The organism is Enterobacter sp. TCD1-1, from assembly GCF_020567405.1.
In the GTDB taxonomy this organism is placed as follows: Bacteria; Pseudomonadota; Gammaproteobacteria; order Enterobacterales; family Enterobacteriaceae; genus Enterobacter; species Enterobacter quasiroggenkampii.
This window is the reverse complement of the sequence record NZ_JAJCXF010000001.1, coordinates 56220-73740: the sequence shown is the minus strand read 5'-3', so window position 1 is coordinate 73740 and position 17521 is coordinate 56220. Positions and strand designations below refer to the sequence as shown.

Here is a 17521-nt window from a genome sequence, read left to right as displayed (position 1 = left end):
CTGGTGCCTATCATAAGCCCGATGTCACAAAATGGGAGATGGCTCGCAAGTAAATTGTTCATATTTACCCATGGTTACGTTTTTCTCGCTATCGTTATGCAATTCGGGGCATTGCACGGTACCGATTAGTAGTATAAATACCCATTACTTTCCTCATTCACTTCATGGATGCTTTTCGTTGAAACGTTGTCTGCTCTCTTTTGCCGCGCTGTGTGCGGTGAGCTTCTCTACCGCCCAGGCAGCCCAACCGCTGACGGCTCCCGTTTTAGCTTCAGATATTGCCGATCGCTACGCGAACCTTATCTATTACGGCAGCGGCGCGACCGGAATGGCGATGGTCGTCATCGACGGAAACCAGCGCGTATTCCGTAGCTTTGGCGAAACGCGCCCGGGAAATAACATTCACCCGCAGCTGGATTCCGTCATCCGCATCGCATCCTTAACCAAGCTCATGACCAGCGAAATGCTGGTGAAACTTCTCGACCAGGGCGTGGTGAAGCTCGACGATCCGCTCAGCAAATACGCGCCGCCAGGTGCCCGGGTCCCCACGTATCAGGGGACCCCGATCCGGCTTGTGAACCTTGCTACCCACACCAGCGCCCTGCCGCGTGAGCAGCCAGGCGGAGCGGCGCATCGTGACGTGTTTGTCTGGCCAACGCGCGACCAGCGCTGGAGCTATCTGAGTACCGCCACGCTGAAGGCGGCACCGGGCTCGCAGGCCTCTTATTCAAACCTGGCGTTCGACCTGCTGGCGGATGCCCTCTCAACGGCGGCTGGCAAACCCTACACGCAGCTGTTTGAAGAGCAGATCACCCGTCCGCTCGGCATGAAAGACACCACGTTTACCCCGTCCCCGGACCAGTGCCGTCGCCTGATGGTGGCCGAGAAAGGTGCCAGCCCCTGTAATAACACGCTGGCGGCCGTGGGCAGCGGCGGGGTTTACTCTACGCCTGGCGACATGATGCGCTGGATGCAGCAGTTCCTTTCCTCGGATTTCTACTCGCGCAGCAGCCAGGCCGATCGTATGCAGACCCTGATTTATCAGCGTACTCAGCTGCATCGGGTCATCGGGATGGACGTACCGGGTAAAGCCGATGCGCTCGGCATGGGCTGGGTCTATATGGCACCGAAAAATGGCCGTCCGGGTATTATTCAGAAAACCGGCGGCGGCGGCGGGTTCATCACCTATATGGCGATGATCCCCCAGTCAAACGTGGGCGCGTTTGTGGTGGTGACCCGCTCTCCGCATACGCGTTTCGTCAATATGAGTGACGGTATTAATAACCTGGTGGCAGAACTGAGCGCCAATAAAGCCCAGGTGCTTACCGCGTCCAACTGATATTAATATTCCGTGGGCAAGCGGTTGATGCTGACCAGCTTGCCCCGGCTCATATTGATATAGTTTCCCTGTCGCAGGGCGGCCAGAACTTCGGCAACAACAGAACGTGAAATGCGTGTGCTTTGCTGAATATGATTCATCACACCGATTTTTGAACGCAGCGTTTCATCCCACTCGGCCATATTTAACAGCATCGCGCGGATCTGGTGATAGGAGTTATTGCCCACCAGCTGCATATCGCGTTTTTCAAGAATGTAATTTATCCAGGATAACCAGCAGAAGGCCTCTTTCCACAGGGAATACTGCTGGATCTGTTGACGGGTAGTTTCCGTGGATAAATAAAAACCGGTGCAGGCCGTTTTAGCCATCACTCTGTATTCCTGAGAGTGATTAATGACCACCGTAGACAGCCCGAAAATAAAAGGTGCCGTCGCAATCCCCACCAGCAGCTCATCGGAAGGGCGATAGACCTCAATCACACCGGTTTGTAATACGATCGTGCGAGGCTCAATTGATTCGCCTGACGTAATTAATTGTTGAGGAGCACATGTAAAAGGGGTACTGGCTGCTATTAACCCCTGTTCGAGCCGGCGTAATTCAGAAAGTGGTTTCGCATTAACGTTCATGCAGACCTCAAGTCATCCGTATTTGTCGGTTCAATATTATTTTTATTGCTTCTGTAAAAAGCGGGGGAAGATAACCCCTCCCCCCGCTTTTATTCATTACCAGGTATATTTCACACCCAGGTTTGCGCCCCAGTTCTGGTCAACGTCACCGCCGCCCAGATAAGTGGCATCCGTGTAAGCGCTGAAGTTCTTCGTGAAGCTGAACTGGGTGCCCAGCCCAACACGAACAGCGGATCCTTTCACGCCGTTATCAATGCTGTCACCGTTAATATCGGCATTGTTATCGGCGTCGTCATAGACCCAGGCCAGTTTGAAGTAAGGCGTCAGAGCCTGATCGCCGCCGTAGTTGAAGGTATAACCCGTATCAACACCAAGTTCATAACGCAGGCTATCGTAAGATTGTCCATCAACGCGCATGTCATTGCTCAGACGATAGTCATCACCAGACTGGAACAGACCCGATACGGCTGCGTATGGGGTAACGTAGCCAGAGAGGTTTGGTTTCCAGTCATAGCCCAGCTTCAGCCCAAAACCAACAGCGTCACTGGTGGTATTGCCGTCAACATACTGGCCGTTGCTCATGTTAGCGGAAAGATCGCTGTTGAAGCGGGTGTAGCTCAGGGAGCTGTCGAGGAAGAGATCGTTCGTAAACTTCGCTGACGCGTAGATCATCGCCGTCTGGCTATCCTGATCGACCTGACCGGTACGATCGCTGATATCTCCCTTCGCGAAACCTGCCGCCCCACCGACGATCCACTTCGCGTTATTACCGTCAATCTGGGTATCCAGACCCACCATAATACCGCTCACGTCCTGATCGTAGCTGATAACGCCATTGTCACCGTCGAAATTGCCGCCGAAGTAGCTCACCCACGCTCCGCCATTATCCGCCAGGCCGTGACGGCTGTTGGTCAGACGCGCACCTACGGTATCCTGTTGCAGATTCCAGATATTGGTATTGGCTGAAGGAATGCTCAGCGCCATATTGGCGTAGTCGGTCAGCGCTTTCTGCTGGAGGACAACGGTGTCACCCTGCTGCTGCGCCTGGTAGGTATAGGCCCCTAAATCGGCTCTGTTTGCAGCAGTAAAGCTGGCTGCAGTATCCGCATTATTGTCATAGATGCGGACGATCTCTTTGTTTTTGTAATCAGCAACGGAACCCGCTCCGGTCGCGTCATCGATACGGACCTGATAGTTACCGGCGACGTCACCGTTGACCGCCAGATGGCCGTCAGAGTTAATGGCCACTACGCCGTAGTCATAATCAGCGCTGCGCTTATCGTTAGTGATATAGCGTGCGTTGTTCAGATCGCTGTTCAGCACGTAATCACGGCTGGCAACGTTCAGCACGCCGCCATCGGTCAGTACCATATTGTGCGTATCAACCTGACCCAGCCCCAGCGCCAGCTCTGCACCGTTATTCACGGTGATGGTGTTGGCATAGAGCTCGGCCGTTTCTTCCGTCAGTGACGCACGGCTATCGCTGTCCAGATACAGATGGTCGGTAGCCACGCCGCCGCTGTCGCCGATATTCAATGAGGACGCATTGGTCAGAGTGATGGCATCCGCCAGCAGGCCTGAGTTTTCAACGTTGACCTGAGACTGGTTGTTGACCGTCAGGGTGTCGATGTTAGACACCTTACGGGTATCCCACTCGGAGCCGTTGTCCAGCGCGATGTTAAACAGACCGCTCTGATACACCGCTTCGCCCGCAACATGTCCGTTGTCGTCATAGGTGGAGTCCGGCCAAATGCTGTTAGGGGACAGAGCGTTCCAGTCTACGTTGCTGTAGCCCTGGCCATACATCTGCGCCGTGCCGATAGCCACGACGCTGGACTGTGCTGCGCCGACCCATTTGCTGCCGTTGGTAAGCGTCACATCCAGCTTATCGGTGCCATCCCAGCCGTTGGTGGTTGGGTTATAGATGCCGTCTTCGGTGGTATCGGTTGCCGGATCGCCGTTCGGGTAGAAGTTGTTGTCGAAGGTGCTGGAGAACAGAATATCGCCAGTAACGGTGGAATGATCGAACGTGGCGGTGGTTTGCATCGCGTTATCAGACGCGCTGGCGGCCACAATCAGCGCCGCATCGTCTGCCGCTGTCGCGCTGGTTTCACCATAGTCGCTCGGCTTCGCGGTTTGACCGTAGAATCCGCTGGTACCTAAATCGCTGTACGCACCGGAAGTCAGTACCGAATCTTTCACCAGTAGCGTGTCGGTAAAGACGTTGCTGCTGTTGGCTACGCCTTCAACGCCGTCGTATGGCGTATTATCCAGCTCCTGGTACCCCTGCGTCAGGGTAATCCCCGCGACGTGAGAATTATTCTGGATAACAATATCCGATTCCACATCCAGGGTAATCGCATTACCCAGATCGTACGTATCCAGATAGTGTCTTTCCGTATTTTCCCCATTCACGACATCATACGCATAATGCTCGTACGTATCGTTAAGGGTAGAATTATCAACGGTCAGGCTAAAACGATCGTATTGCGTATGATGGGAGCCGTCAGCATCCACGCCATCAGCACACGTAGTGGTCATACACTCAGAAGTAATCATGCCGTTAATGGTGCTATTGGAAATACTCAACGCATTCGCCCGGCCATTGATGCCATCATCTAGGTAGTACGTTGAAATAACACCATTCACGGTGGCTTTATTAATCACGGGATAAATATCACCATCATGGATGGCATCCGAGTAATCCCAGTCGGCATAACCATAATACCAGGGGGTGGACGCTGTATTATCGTATCCGAAGGTATTATATGTCGTACCGGAAATATCCTTCGCATTGGCCTGAGAAGCGATAGCCAGGGTGCAGGCTAATGCAAGTTGAGATACAACGAGTTTCTTTTTCCATGTTTGCATTGGGTCATCCCTCCTCAGGGACGTAAGCAAGTTTGTCCATCAATGAATTTGCAATATTTAATTGCGGAGGGAATTATGCAGTTTCATTTCGAAAAGGTTCAATGAATGTTTCCATTAAGTCCGTATTCAGACAAAAACACATTCAGACCACAAACCATAAGGCGTCATAAAATAAATATTATAAAAACAGAATGTTAATACACGGCTAAACCAACCGGAAAAACACACCGAAAAATAATAAATCATTTTTAATTATGCTTTCATTTCCATATAGAAATAACACGAATATTTCATTCTCCTCTCAGCGTTATACTGACCTGCATTATATATTATTTATGACAGGCAAACTCACCTGCCGCATTTCACAAAAGCAAAATGCCCACTTTAGTAAAACACCCGTCTTCACTTTGATGTACACTAGCCCTCTTTGTTCCACAAACATCAGGCATACCATGACCGATTTAATTGCACGCCCACGCCGCCTGCGCAAGTCACCTGCACTGCGCGCTATGTTTGAAGAGACAACCCTGAGCTTAAACGATCTGGTGTTGCCGATTTTTGTTGAAGAAGAGATCGATGACTACAAGGCCATCGAAGCCATGCCGGGCGTCATGCGCATTCCGGAGAAATATCTGGCGCGTGAGATCGAACGTATCGCCAACGCGGGGATCCGCTCGGTGATGACCTTCGGCATCTCCCACCATACTGACGCGACCGGCAGCGACGCGTGGAAAGAAGATGGCCTCGTCGCCCGCATGTCTCGCATCTGCAAAGAAACCGTGCCGGAAATGGTGGTGATGTCCGACACCTGCTTCTGTGAATACACCTCGCACGGCCACTGCGGCGTGCTGTGCGATCACGGCGTGGATAACGATGCTACCCTGCTTAACCTCGGCAAGCAGGCTGTTGTCGCGGCCGCGGCAGGCGCAGATTTCATCGCACCTTCTGCCGCGATGGACGGACAGGTTCAGGCGATTCGTCAGGCCCTGGACGCGGCCGGTTTCACCGACACCGCCATCATGTCCTACTCCACCAAATTTGCCTCCTCCTTCTACGGCCCGTTCCGTGAAGCAGCCGGTACGGCGCTGAAAGGCGATCGTAAAACCTATCAGATGAACCCGCTGAACCGCCGAGAAGCGATTCGTGAATCCCTGCTCGATGAAGCCCAGGGCGCAGACTGCCTGATGGTAAAACCGGCTGGCGCGTACCTGGATATCCTGCGCGACATCCGCGAGCGCACCGAGCTGCCGCTGGGCGCTTATCAGGTGAGCGGTGAGTACGCGATGATCAAATTCGCCGCCCTGGCGGGTGCCATTGATGAAGAGAAAGTGATCCTGGAAAGCCTGGGGGCGATCAAACGCGCGGGCGCGGATCTGATCTTCAGCTACTTCGCGCTGGATCTGGCCGAGAAGAAAATTCTGCGTTAATCCGCTTTAGCGCCGGGTGGCGGCTTCGCCTTACCCGGCCTACGCTCTGCTCAAATCTTCACCCAACTGCAATACAACCGACATCTGCGCCTTCTACTGTCTTCGCAAGACGGCAGGAGGAGTGACCATGTTTAGCCTCGATAGCGTTCTCGACGATCTTTGGCCTCAGGCGAGGCCCGCACCCTGGCAAAAAAGTCTGTTAAAAAGACTGTTCTACGAAGATGAATTTCAGCAATTTGCCGCAGCCCACCGCCACCTGAAAGGCCTGGATATGGTGGAGCAGGTTCTGGAACACCTGGATATTCTCTGCACCGTTTCCGCCCGCGATCTCGAACAAATCCCCGAACATGGCCCGCTGGTCATCATTGCCAACCACCCGACGGGTACGCTGGACGGACTGGCGCTGCTGTATGCCGTCTCCCGCGTGCGGCGCGATGTTAAAGTCGTAACCAACCGGATGCTGACCCACCTTGAGCCCCTCAGTTCGCTGTTTATTCCGGTGGACAATATGGGCGGCAGGACGGCGAAAACGTCTCTGGTGCAGATGGAACAGCATCTGCAAAACGCGGGCGTGCTGATCTTCTTCCCGGCAGGCGAAGTGTCCCGCCCCACGCGCAAAGGCATTCGCGATAAAAAATGGCACTCCGGCTTTATCAAACTCGCCGGCAAGCTGCGCGCCCCGCTGCTGCCGGTGCATATTCAGGCGCATAACAGCCTGCTCTTTTATGCCAGCACGCTGGTCTCCCCGACGCTGTCGATGCTGCTGCTGATGCAGCAGATGTTCCGCCGCCGCCACAGCCAGCTGCCGATCAAAATCGGCCAGCAGATTGCGTGGCATCACTGGCACAGCGCTAACCTTTCGTCGCGTGAGATGGCCGAGCAGTGCCGTCAGCACGTGATGCGTCTTGGCAAGGGAGTGCCCGGCGTCTTTAAAACCCAGTGCGCCATTGCCCGTCCGGAAGACCGGGCCACCCTGAAACGCGCGCTCGCGCAGGCCGAATGTCTGGGCAAAACCAGCGACGGTAAAACCATCTATCTTTGGCAGCGAAACGGTCAGGAAGACGCCCCGCTGCTGCGCGAGCTGGGCCGCCTGCGCGAGATTGCCTTTCGCGCGGTGGAGGAAGGGAGCGGCAAACGTCGGGACACCGACAGCTACGACGATGATTATCTGCACCTGATCCTGTGGGATGAGGACGATCTGGAGATCGTCGGGGCGTATCGCTTTATGCCGACGGCCATGCAGATCGAAAAGCGCGGCGTTGAGGGGTTGTACAGCTATAGCCTGTTTCACTACGACGACAAAATGCAGGACGTGCTGGAGCACGGCATTGAGCTGGGGCGCAGCTTTATTCAGCCGCGCTACTGGGGGCGCCGCGGCCTGGACTATTTATGGTCCGGCATTGGCGCCTATCTGGCGCGTTATCCGCACTACCGCTACCTGTTTGGCCCGGTCTCGATTTCCGGTGGCTTACCGCCTGCCGCGCGGGATCTGCTGGTCGCCTTTTACCGCCTGTGGTTCCCGGCGACGCATCCGCTCGCCGCCTCGCGCCAGCCGTATCCCGCGTCCCTGCCGGACGTGCTGGCGCAGTTTGGCGGCGTGGATTACGTGGACGATCTGACGAAGCTGAAATCCCTGCTCGGCAATCTTGGCTGCGGCATTCCGCCGCTCTACAAGCAATATTCCGAGCTGTGCGAGCTCGGCGGCGTGCAGTTTATTGATTTTGGCAGCGACCCGGCGTTCAACAACTGCGTCGACGGGCTGGTGCTGGTGGATTTGTGTTACCTGAAGGCGAACCGCTATCAGCGGTATATTGAGGCGCACCTTTAAATGTGCGGTATTTTGTAGGCCGGGTAAGGCGTAGCCGCCACCCGGCAATTGTGCACCGTTTTCGCCGGGTGGCGCTGCGCTTACCCGGCCTACGGGAGCGACGGGTTAAGGACGATAAAACGGCTTATCGCCCAAAATCGTCGCCCGCTGCATAATCCGGCGCTGCGGCAGATAGTCCGCATTGGCATAATGCTGCGTTACGCGGTTATCCCAGATCGCCAGATCGTTCTCCTGCCAGCGCCAGCGCACCTGGAACTCCGGTTTGGTGATATGCGCAAACAGGAAACCTAACAGCGCCTCACTCTCTTTTTCCGTCACGTCCACGATGCGCGTCGTGAACCCTTCGTTCACAAACAGCGCCTGTTTGCCCGTCACCGGATGGGTCCGCACCACCGGGTGCAGCAGCGGAGGATGCTTCGCCACAGCCTCCTGCCAGCGCTGATGTTCCTCTTCCGTTTTACGGTACTTGTACTCCGGGAACGATTTTTTGAAGTCGTGCTCCGCCCGCAGCCCGCTCAGCAGCGTCCGAAGCGGCGCGGAGAGCGCCTCATACGCTGCAATCCCGCTGGCCCACAGCGTATCACCCCCCGTCTCCGGCAGCCGTTTCGCCGCCAGAATCGCCCCCGCAGGCGGTGTGTCGATAAAGGTCACATCGGTATGCCAGTTATCGTTATCCGGCGGGTTATCGTTGTGGGTGTCGAGGACGATAATCTCTTCCACCCCTTCCGCATGCGGATAGACCGGGTGGATATGCAGATCGCCAAAGCGCAGGGCCAGCGCGCGCTGCTGCTGCGGGGTGATCGCCTGCTCGCGCAGGAACACCACCTGATGGCGCAGCACCGCGTGGTACAGCTGCTCAAACTGGTTATCGCTCAGCGGACGGGTCACATCCAGGCCCGATACCTGTGCGCCAATGTACGGCCCCAGCGGGGTAATGGTCAGACGTTCACTCATTGTATTTCTCCATGCCAGGGCGTCAGACGGCGCTGTAACGCGCGCAGCCCCAGTTCTAATCCGAAGGCGATCGCGGCGATCACCGCGATCCCTGCCAGCACCACGTCAGTCGCCAGGAACTCTCCCGCCGACTGCACCATAAACCCAAGGCCGCGCGTGGCCGCAATCAGCTCCGCCGCCACCAGCGTGGACCAGCCCACGCCGAGGCCGATGCGCAGCCCGGTTAAAATCTCCGGCAGTGCGCCCGGTAAAATCACGAACAGCAGTACCTGCGTACGGCTGGCTCCCAGCGACTGCGCCGCGCGGATCCGCACCTGCTGGGCGCTCTTCACGCCCGCCAGCGCCGACATGGCCACCGGGGCAAAAATCGCCAGATAGATCAGCAGGATTTTTGACGTTTCACCGATGCCGAACCAGATCACCATCAGCGGCAGATAGGCCAGCGGCGGGACCGGACGATAAAGCTCAATCAGCGGGTCGAGGATGCCGCGCACCGTCGGGCTCAGCCCCATCGCAATCCCCACGGGAATGCCGATAATCACCGCCGCCAGCAGCGCCACCAGAATACGCGCCAGGCTGGCACCTAAGTGCTGCCAGAGCGTGGCATCCATAAAGCCCTGCGGCCCGGCGATGGTAATGAGTTTGGCCAGCACCTGTCCCGGCGGCGGCAGAAACAGCGGGCTGACCCACTGCAGGGCAGCAACTGCCCACCACACCGCCAGCAGTACCAGCAGCGTGCCGACGCTCAACGTGATTTGACGTGAGAAAGGCCAGCGCAGCGCCAGACGCGTGCGGCGCGTTTTTTCACTGAAGACGATGCTCATGAGAAAGCCTCCCGCTGTTCAAACACGCGGCTTAAAACGTACTCACGCTGTTCGATAAACAGCGGATCGGATTTGATGCTGCGCACGGGTTCCCCCGCGACGTAGCGGCGGGCGAATTCCAGCGGCAAGCGCTCCAGCACACGGCCCGGCCCCGGCGAGAGCAGCACCAGCTCGGTGGCCATAAATACCGCCTCTTCGATATCGTGGGTAATCAACAGCACCTGCTTGCCCGTCTCATGCCAGAGGCGCAACAGCAGGGTTTGCATCTGCTCGCGGGTGAAGGCGTCGAGCGCCCCGAACGGCTCGTCCAGCAGCAACAGCTGCGGATTCGCTGCCAGCGCGCGGGCAATCCCGACACGCTGTCGCTGGCCGCCGGAAAGCTGCCAGATATAGCGTTTTTCCGCGCCTTCCAGCCCCACTTTTTTCAGCATCGCCCGCGCCGTTTCCAGCCGCTGTTCACGATTGATGCCCGCAAGCTGCAGCCCAAACGCCACGTTTTCCTGCACGTTGCGCCACGGGAGCAGGCCTTCATTCTGGAAGACCACGCCGCGCTCGGCGCCGGGGCCTTCCACCTTTTTGCCTTCCAGCTGAATGGAGCCATGCTGATAAGGGACAAACCCGGCGATCAGATTCAGCAGCGTGGTTTTTCCGCATCCGGACGGACCCAGCACCACCAGCAGTTCACCGCTGTCCAGCGTCAGGTTGATCTCCTCCAGCGCGGGTTTGCCACCGTAATCAGCAGACAGATTTGTAATATTCAGCATGGCGGACTCCTTATTTCACAAAACGATCGGTCACGTACTGGCTGTAATCCGTCGCTACCGCGGGCACTTTGCCCTGCTCTTTCAGGAAGGTGGCGGTATCAACAATCGCTTTGTTTACCGGCCCGGTCAGCTGCTGCACCTGCTGCGCGGGGGTCAGATAGGTATTGCCCTTCACCAGCCCCGGCACGTCCGCTTCCGGCACGCCGCTCAGGCGGGAAAGTTTTTCCAGGTTGGCGGGCTGCTTCAGCCATTCATCCGGGTTACTGATGTACGGCTGCTGGGCGTCAATCGCGCTTTTCGCGAAGGCTTTCACCACCTCAGGATGTTTCTCGGCGAAGTCTTTACGCACGACCCACACGTCGAGTGTTGGCGCGCCCCACTGGCCCACTTTTTCGGAGTCGGTCAGCACGGTGCCGTCTTTTTCCAGTTCGTTCACGGCCGGTGCCCACACATAGGCCCCGTCAATGTCGCCGCGCTGCCAGGCCGCGATAATCGCTGGCGGCTGGAGGTTAATAATTTGTACCTGCCCCGGCTTGATGCCCCAGTGTTTGAGCGCCGCCAGCAGGCTGTAGTGGGTGGTGGAGATAAACGGCACGGCGATGCGTTTGCCGATCAGGTCTTCCGGTTTGGTGATGTTTTTCTTCACCACCAGCGCTTCAGAGTTACCGAGCTGCGAGGCGAGCAGGAACACCTCAATCGGCACCTGCTGGCTGGCCGCGACCGCCAGCGGGCTGGAGCCAATATTGCCGATCTGCACGTCGCCGGAGGCTAACGCACGCACCACGGACGCGCCGCTGTCGAACTTGCGCCAGTCAACTTTCGCGCCGCTCTCTTTGGCAAAGGTGTTATCCGCCTGCGCGACTTTCGCCGGTTCCGCAGAAGTTTGATACGCGACGGTGACGTCCACCGCCTGCGCCTGAAATGCCCACAGCGCCAGTGCGCCGAGTAGTGTGATTCGCGATGAAATTGCCATAGTACCTGCTCCCCTTGTTGTTATGAGGGCAGTATTTCCAACGCGGGAATTTTGATAAAGGAATAAAAATGAATCGCTCATAACGATTCGTTTTTAGATAAAAAGCGGGAAAGGATAGTTGGTTTTGTGCGTTTATTTATGCCGGGTGGCGCTGCGCTTACCCAGCCTACACATTGTGCTATCCCTAGGCCGGGTAAGGCGCAGCCAAAAAACTCAGCGCTTCGCGTTAAGCTCAGCAATATCCTTCGGCGTAGTGCGACAGCATCCGCCAATCAGCTTCGCGCCGGCGTCCAGCCACTGGGGCAGATACCCCGCCAGCGTCTCGCACGCTTCGCCGTGGTGGTGCCAGGTTTTGGTCACCGCATCATAATGCTCGCCCGAGTTCGGGTAGACCACCAGCGGCAGCGGCGTCAGGCTTTGCAGGTGCTTCAGTGCCGCCGTGGTGTTTTCCAGCGCGATACAGTTAATGCCCAGCGCGACGATATGCGGGGAGTCGGCCAGCGCGCTGACTACGTCACGCAGCGGCGTGCCGTCGCTCAGGTGTTCGCTGTCACGCAGGGTAAAGGAGAACCACGCCCGGGCGCGGGGATAGCCGGCCAGAAGGGCCGCCAGCGCCTTAATCTCGGCAAAAGACGGCAGCGTTTCGCAGGCCAGCAGGTCAGCGCCCGCATCCAGCAGCGCTTCCACGCGCGGGCGGTGGAAGTCGGTGAAGGCTTCCGCACTGCGCACGTAGTCGCCACGATACTCTGAGCCATCCGCCAGATAGGCACCATATGGTCCAACGGATCCCGCCACCAGCAGCGTGCCCGCATGTGGATTTTCAGCCAGATACGCTTCACGCGCCTTACGCGCCAGCTCCACGCTTCTGCCAATCAGCGCCCGGGACTGCGCCTCGTCCAGGCCGCGCGCCGCAAAACCCGCAGGCGTGGCCTGATAGCTGGCGGTGATCGCTACCTGCGCACCTGCGCGGTAATAATCAAGATGCACTTCGCGGATAAGCTCCGGGTTTTCCACCAGCACTTTGGCAGACCAGAGGCTGTCTGCCAGGTTACAGCCGCGCGCTTCCAGCTCCGTCGCCATCGCGCCATCCAGCACCACAAAAGGCTGCTTTTCAAGGAGGGCGGTAAGCGGATTATTCTGCGACATGTTCGGGCTCCTGCGATGTCATATTTCGGGTCAGATAGTAGGCACCATAGCACAGGGCGACAAACGGAATCCCGCAATAAAGGGCAATGCGCTGGCTTGGGTCAAACCACAGGCCGACACAAGCCACTACGCAGAGGATAAACCCGAGCACCGGTACCAGCGGATACCACGGCGCGCGGTACTGCAGTGCAGAGAGCGGTTGCCCGGACTGCAGATGGCGACGACGGAAAACGAAGTGCGACGCGCAAATGCTGATCCAGACGGCCACCACCGCAAAGCCAGAAATCGCCGAGAGCGCGACAAACACAGTGTCAGGCGCCACGACGCTTGAGAACAGCGCCAGCACGCCGCCGAGCATAGAAACCGACAGCGCCGTCAGCGGCACGCCGTTTTTGTTCACGCGGGCAAAGCAGCGCGGGAGCGTTTTCTCATTAGAGAGCGACCACAGCATGCGCCCGGAGGCGTACAGCCCGGAGTTCGCCGCCGAGAGGATCGCCGTCAGGATCACAAAGTTAAAGATATCCGCTGCGTAAGGAATACCGACCTTTTCAAACACCAGCACGAACGGGCTCTTTTCCACGCCAGCCTGCTGCATCGGGATCAGCGCCGCCAGCACAAACACGGTGCCGATAAAGAAGATGATCAGGCGCGCAATGGTGGTACGGATCGCGACCGGAATCACCTTGTGCGGATTTTCCGTTTCCCCTGCGGCAATACCGATAAGCTCGGTCCCGGAGAAGGCAAAGTTCACCGCCACCATGGTCATCAGGATCGGCAGGCCGCCGTGCGGGAACCAGCCCTCGGCGGTGATGTTGCTTAAGCCCGGCGCGGGGGAACCGTCCTGCATCGGGATAAAGCCAAAGACCGCCGCGCCGCCAAGAATAATGAAGGCAATGATGGTGATGACTTTCACCAGGGAGAACCAGAATTCACCTTCCGCAAAAAAGCGCGTTGAGATGACATTCAGGCCAAAAATCACCACGCAGAAGACCACGCACCAAGCCCATACGGGCACCTGCGGGAACCAGTACTGCATGCAGAACCCGGCGGCGGTAAAGCTTGACCCGAGCGCCACCGTCCAGGTGAGCCAGTAGAGCCACGCCACGGTATAGCCCGTCGCCGGGCCAAGATAACGCGCGGCATAGACGTGGAACGCGCCGGTTTCCGGCATCGCCACGGAGAGTTCGCCCAGACACTGCATCACCAGCCAGACCACCAGCGCGCCGATCAGATAGGCCAGCAGCGTGCCCGCCGCCCCGGTCGTGGAAATGATGTAGCCGGTATTGAAGAATAACCCTGTCCCAATCACGCCACCCAGCGAGAGCATAATCAGGTGGCGTGTTTTCATGGTGCGCTTAAGCTGCCCATTTTCTTGTTGTGTTTGCATATTACCTTCTATACGTATGGACATCTAAACATCCAAAGAAGGTGTGTTATACCGCGATTGTTAATAAAAAGCTAGATGACCAGACGCAAACGGGCGCGCCGCGCGCTGAGTCTGGGGTGGGTTGTGAGGATGACATAGAGAATCGGACGCCAGGCCATAAGCACCTCCGCAAGCAGATACTTACAGCATGGTGCGGGAAAAGGCGATCTTCGGTCAGTCGAAAGTGGTATCCGTAAAGCGCGAAGTCATACCGTAACACTGCCCGCAGGACGGGTAAGGCGCAGCCGCCACCCGGTGCAAGGTTGGTAATTCTCACAATCGGTTCTATAGTCGTCACAGTTTCTTAGTAACCAGGACTGACTGATGCGCTTTAACGGACTGACTAAAGGTTTCTTTATTTTCATTCTCGCCCTTGTGACCTGGGCCTTCTTCGACGTGCTGTCGCCCTACTTCTCCGCGATACTGTGGGCCGCCATTCTGACCGTTATCTTCAACCCGGTAAAAAACAAGCTGCGCGCCGCGCTGGGGGATCGCAACGGGCTGGCCTCGCTGTTGACCATCGGTATTATCTGCCTGATCGTCTTTATTCCGCTGATGGTGATCCTCTCCTCGCTCGCCATTGAGCTGAATGTGGTTTACACCAAACTGCAGGAGAACAACACCCAGTTCCCGGAAGTAGTGGCGAGCATCTTCAACCACCTGCCTGACTGGGCCAGCGGCTTCCTCGCGGATCACAACCTGACCAACGCGGCGCAGATCCAGAAAAAACTCTCCGATGTCGCCCTGCAGGGCGGACAGTATCTGGCGGGCAGCGCGTTCCTGATCGGCAAGGGGACGTTTGGCTTTGCGATTAGCTTCGGCATCATGCTGTATCTGCTGTTCTTCCTGCTGAAAGACGGCCCGTATCTGGTACGCCAGATCCTCGACTCCCTGCCCCTGTCCGATTTTGCCAAGCAGCATCTGTTCGCCAAATTCGTCGGCGTGTCACGCGCCACGGTAAAAGGGACGGCGGCGGTGGCCGTGGTTCAGGGCATCCTCGGCGGGATTGCGTTTGCTATTGTGGGTATTGACGGCAGCGTGCTCTGGGGCGCATTGATGGCGTTCCTCTCCCTCGTGCCCGCCATCGGCTCGGCGATTGTCTGGGTGCCCGCCGCTATCTTCCTCTTCGCCACGCACCAGATCTGGCAGGGGCTGTTTATTGTCGGCTTTTTCGTGATTATCGTCGGGCTGGTGGACAATATCCTGCGCCCGCTGCTGGTGGGGAAAGACACCAAAATGCCGGACTACCTGATTCTGATCTCCACCCTCGGCGGCATGGAGCTGTACGGCATTAACGGCTTTGTGATCGGGCCGCTCATCGCCGCGCTGTTTATCGCCTGCTGGAACCTCTTTTCCGGACGCGATCACGAAGGTAACGCCGAAGAGCTGGACGCGGATTTCATCGAAGAAGGAAAAAATCCTCCAGATTTGTAAGGATGTGACGATAAAGACCACACCAGGCGGCACTGTGCCGCCTTTTTTTTCGCCTTAAATCAGACGTTTTCTATAATTTGAAGAACGCCATCCTACTCATGTCGTAAAAGGATCATCTGGTGCGAATCGCGACGATAACAAACTGGGCCTATGGGGCCACGGTCTGCCTGACCATCGCCTCCGGCATCATCATGCTGATGGCGTCCAGTGCGGATACCCTCGAACGTCAGGCCGTTGAACAACGGCAGAAATTTGATCAGCTGACGGAAGATATCGAAACCGATATCTGGGCGCAGTCTGATTTAGCGCGGCTGTACGTCATTAAAAAAGATCCTCAGGTGCTCAAGGAATATAACCAGGCAGAAAACAGCCTGAAGCGCATCGAGCTTCGTCTGGAAAAGCTGCAGGATAACGGCGCATCGGATGAAGAACTGGCCCTGCTGCATGAAGGAATAAAGATCGTCGATGAGCTGCAGGACGAGCAGCAAACCGCCCTCGCCAGCCTGGAACGCGGTGAAGACGCCCAGGCCGTTGCCTTGCTCTATGGTCAGCCCTATGAGCAGGAGCTGGATCGCGCGCAGAATCAGATCGATCACTTTCGCCAGATACTCGACAAGCGCGTTATCGGCTCCGTAAAAGATGCGACAAAAAAATCGAAAGCGCTGCGTACCGCCTCTGAGCTGACGGTTGGCCTGACCGCCCTGCTGTTCCTGTTTGTGCTCGGCTTTATATTAAAGCGCCGCGTGCTACGCCCCGTGGTGCGCCTGAGCGACGTGGTGCACCGTCTGGCATCCCAGGATTACGCGGTTGAAACACCCAATTTCAACCAGATCGATGAGATAGGCGATATGGCTCAGGCCATTAGCATCTTCCGTGAAAACGGCCTGGCGCGGCAGCGTCTGGAAAAAGAGCGCGATGCCGACTGGGCCATCCGCGAGCTGCTGGCGCGCATGACCCAGCGGCTGCAGGGGTGTGAGAACTTTAACGATGTGATTAACGTGGCGGAGCTGTTTGCCCCCAATATCGCGCCGGGGATCGCGGGCCGGCTCTACGTCCTTGACCGCGAGCCGTGGCAGATGCGCTGCGTCGCGCAATGGCTTTCGCCGGTTGGTGAAGAGACGACGTTCCACCCGGACGAGTGCTGGGCCGTGCGTCGCGGGCAGAGTCACCCGCCGGTGAACGGCGAGCCGGATATTGCCTGTTATCATCTTCCGGCATCCCAGGCGGAAAGCGCGCTTTGCGTGCCGCTTATCGCTCAGGGTGAGGCCATTGGCCTGCTCTCCTTTCAGAATATCACGGCGGATAATGCCCCTTCCCGCGCGTATCTGGAGCTGATGGCCGAGGCGCTCGGGCTGGCGCTGGCCAACCAGCGTCTGCGCGACGCGTTGCTGGAAAAAGCGTTGTTTGACCCGCTCACCGGCCTGCGTAATCGTCATCATCTGGAAGATACCCTGCAAACCCAAACGGCACAGGCGATACGCACTGGCGTACCGTTAAGCTGCATGATGATTGATATCGATCACTTCAAGAGCATTAATGACCGTTTCGGCCATGAAGCGGGCGATCTGGTGATCAAAAGCGTGGCGTCAATTGTTCAGCGGGCCGCACATGACAACGGGTTGGCATTCCGCTACGGCGGCGAGGAGTTTCTGGTGCTGCTTTCCGGTGCCGATGAAGCAGAAGCGTACGCCTGCGCGCAGAAGATTTACACCGGCGTGCATGAGCTGTCGCTTCGCTACGGGCTGACCGAGATTGGGCCGGTGGACGTGTCGATTGGCATTGCCAGCTACCCACAACATGCCCAGACCGACAACCTGCTGCGCGCCGCGGATGTGGCGCTATACCGGGCAAAAGAGCTGGGACGCGCGCGGATTGTGAGTTTTGGGATGCTGGAGGCGGGCTGACGCTG

The 17521-nt window shown here is 57.3% G+C and carries 13 protein-coding genes; 5 read left to right on the top strand and 8 right to left on the bottom strand.

Translation table 11 applies throughout. The annotated features are described in order from the left end of the window. Positions 1-178: 178 nt before the first annotated feature. On the top strand, positions 179-1339 hold the full coding sequence (gene ampH / locus LJA86_RS00360) for a D-alanyl-D-alanine-carboxypeptidase/endopeptidase AmpH (protein ID WP_032638396.1): 1161 nt from the start codon (positions 179-181) through the stop codon (positions 1337-1339). A 2-nt stretch (positions 1340-1341) separates the two neighbouring features. On the opposite strand, the gene LJA86_RS00355 is transcribed toward ampH, so the two are convergent. Both LJA86_RS00355 and LJA86_RS00350 read right to left on the bottom strand, forming a co-directional pair. Beyond that, positions 1342-1965 (bottom strand): helix-turn-helix domain-containing protein, encoded by a 624-nt coding sequence (locus LJA86_RS00355; RefSeq protein WP_045909814.1) that lies wholly within the window; start codon positions 1963-1965, stop codon positions 1342-1344. A 96-nt stretch (positions 1966-2061) separates the two neighbouring features. Next, positions 2062-4836 (bottom strand): autotransporter outer membrane beta-barrel domain-containing protein, encoded by a 2775-nt coding sequence (locus LJA86_RS00350; protein WP_229225302.1) that lies wholly within the window; start codon positions 4834-4836, stop codon positions 2062-2064. Positions 4837-5288: 452 nt separating this feature from the next. On the opposite strand from LJA86_RS00350, the gene hemB reads away from it, so the two are divergent. Beyond that, complete coding sequence (gene hemB / locus LJA86_RS00345; protein WP_045909816.1) at positions 5289-6263, top strand: porphobilinogen synthase; 975 nt, start codon at positions 5289-5291, stop codon at positions 6261-6263. Between the two features lie 127 nt (positions 6264-6390). Further along, the gene (locus LJA86_RS00340; RefSeq protein WP_229225301.1) at positions 6391-8091 is read left to right on the top strand and encodes a lysophospholipid acyltransferase family protein; all 1701 of its coding nucleotides are present in this window, start codon (positions 6391-6393) and stop codon (positions 8089-8091) included. 105 nt (positions 8092-8196) lie between these two features. Here LJA86_RS00340 and tauD read toward each other — a convergent pair whose 3' ends face one another. The 6 genes from tauD to mmuP form a co-directional block, all read right to left on the bottom strand. Beyond that, a complete protein-coding gene (gene tauD, locus LJA86_RS00335; RefSeq protein WP_045909818.1) occupies positions 8197-9045 on the bottom strand; it encodes a taurine dioxygenase in 849 nt (282 codons plus the stop codon). After that, positions 9042-9869 carry a taurine ABC transporter permease TauC gene (tauC, locus tag LJA86_RS00330; protein ID WP_048225831.1) on the bottom strand — a complete coding sequence of 276 codons (828 nt, stop codon included), beginning with the start codon at positions 9867-9869 and terminating at the stop codon, positions 9042-9044. The genes tauD and tauC overlap by 4 nt, the downstream gene beginning before the upstream one ends. Beyond that, complete coding sequence (gene tauB / locus LJA86_RS00325) at positions 9866-10633, bottom strand: taurine ABC transporter ATP-binding subunit (protein ID WP_045909819.1); 768 nt, start codon at positions 10631-10633, stop codon at positions 9866-9868. The genes tauC and tauB overlap by 4 nt, the downstream gene beginning before the upstream one ends. Positions 10634-10643: 10 nt before the next feature. Further along, on the bottom strand, positions 10644-11606 hold the full coding sequence (gene tauA, locus LJA86_RS00320) for a taurine ABC transporter substrate-binding protein (protein WP_001018397.1): 963 nt from the start codon (positions 11604-11606) through the stop codon (positions 10644-10646). A 213-nt stretch (positions 11607-11819) separates the two neighbouring features. Continuing rightward, positions 11820-12752 carry a homocysteine S-methyltransferase gene (mmuM, locus tag LJA86_RS00315; RefSeq protein WP_229225300.1) on the bottom strand — a complete coding sequence of 311 codons (933 nt, stop codon included), beginning with the start codon at positions 12750-12752 and terminating at the stop codon, positions 11820-11822. Further along, positions 12739-14139, bottom strand: coding sequence for an S-methylmethionine permease (gene mmuP / locus LJA86_RS00310; RefSeq protein WP_008503244.1), 1401 nt, complete (start codon positions 14137-14139; stop codon positions 12739-12741). The genes mmuM and mmuP overlap by 14 nt, the downstream gene beginning before the upstream one ends. A gap of 363 nt (positions 14140-14502) precedes the next feature. Here mmuP and LJA86_RS00305 point away from each other — a divergent pair, with 363 nt between their 5' ends. After that, complete coding sequence (locus LJA86_RS00305) at positions 14503-15612, top strand: AI-2E family transporter (RefSeq protein WP_229225299.1); 1110 nt, start codon at positions 14503-14505, stop codon at positions 15610-15612. A gap of 119 nt (positions 15613-15731) precedes the next feature. Further along, positions 15732-17516 (top strand): diguanylate cyclase, encoded by a 1785-nt coding sequence (locus LJA86_RS00300; RefSeq protein WP_063620906.1) that lies wholly within the window; start codon positions 15732-15734, stop codon positions 17514-17516. Positions 17517-17521: the final 5 nt, after the last annotated feature.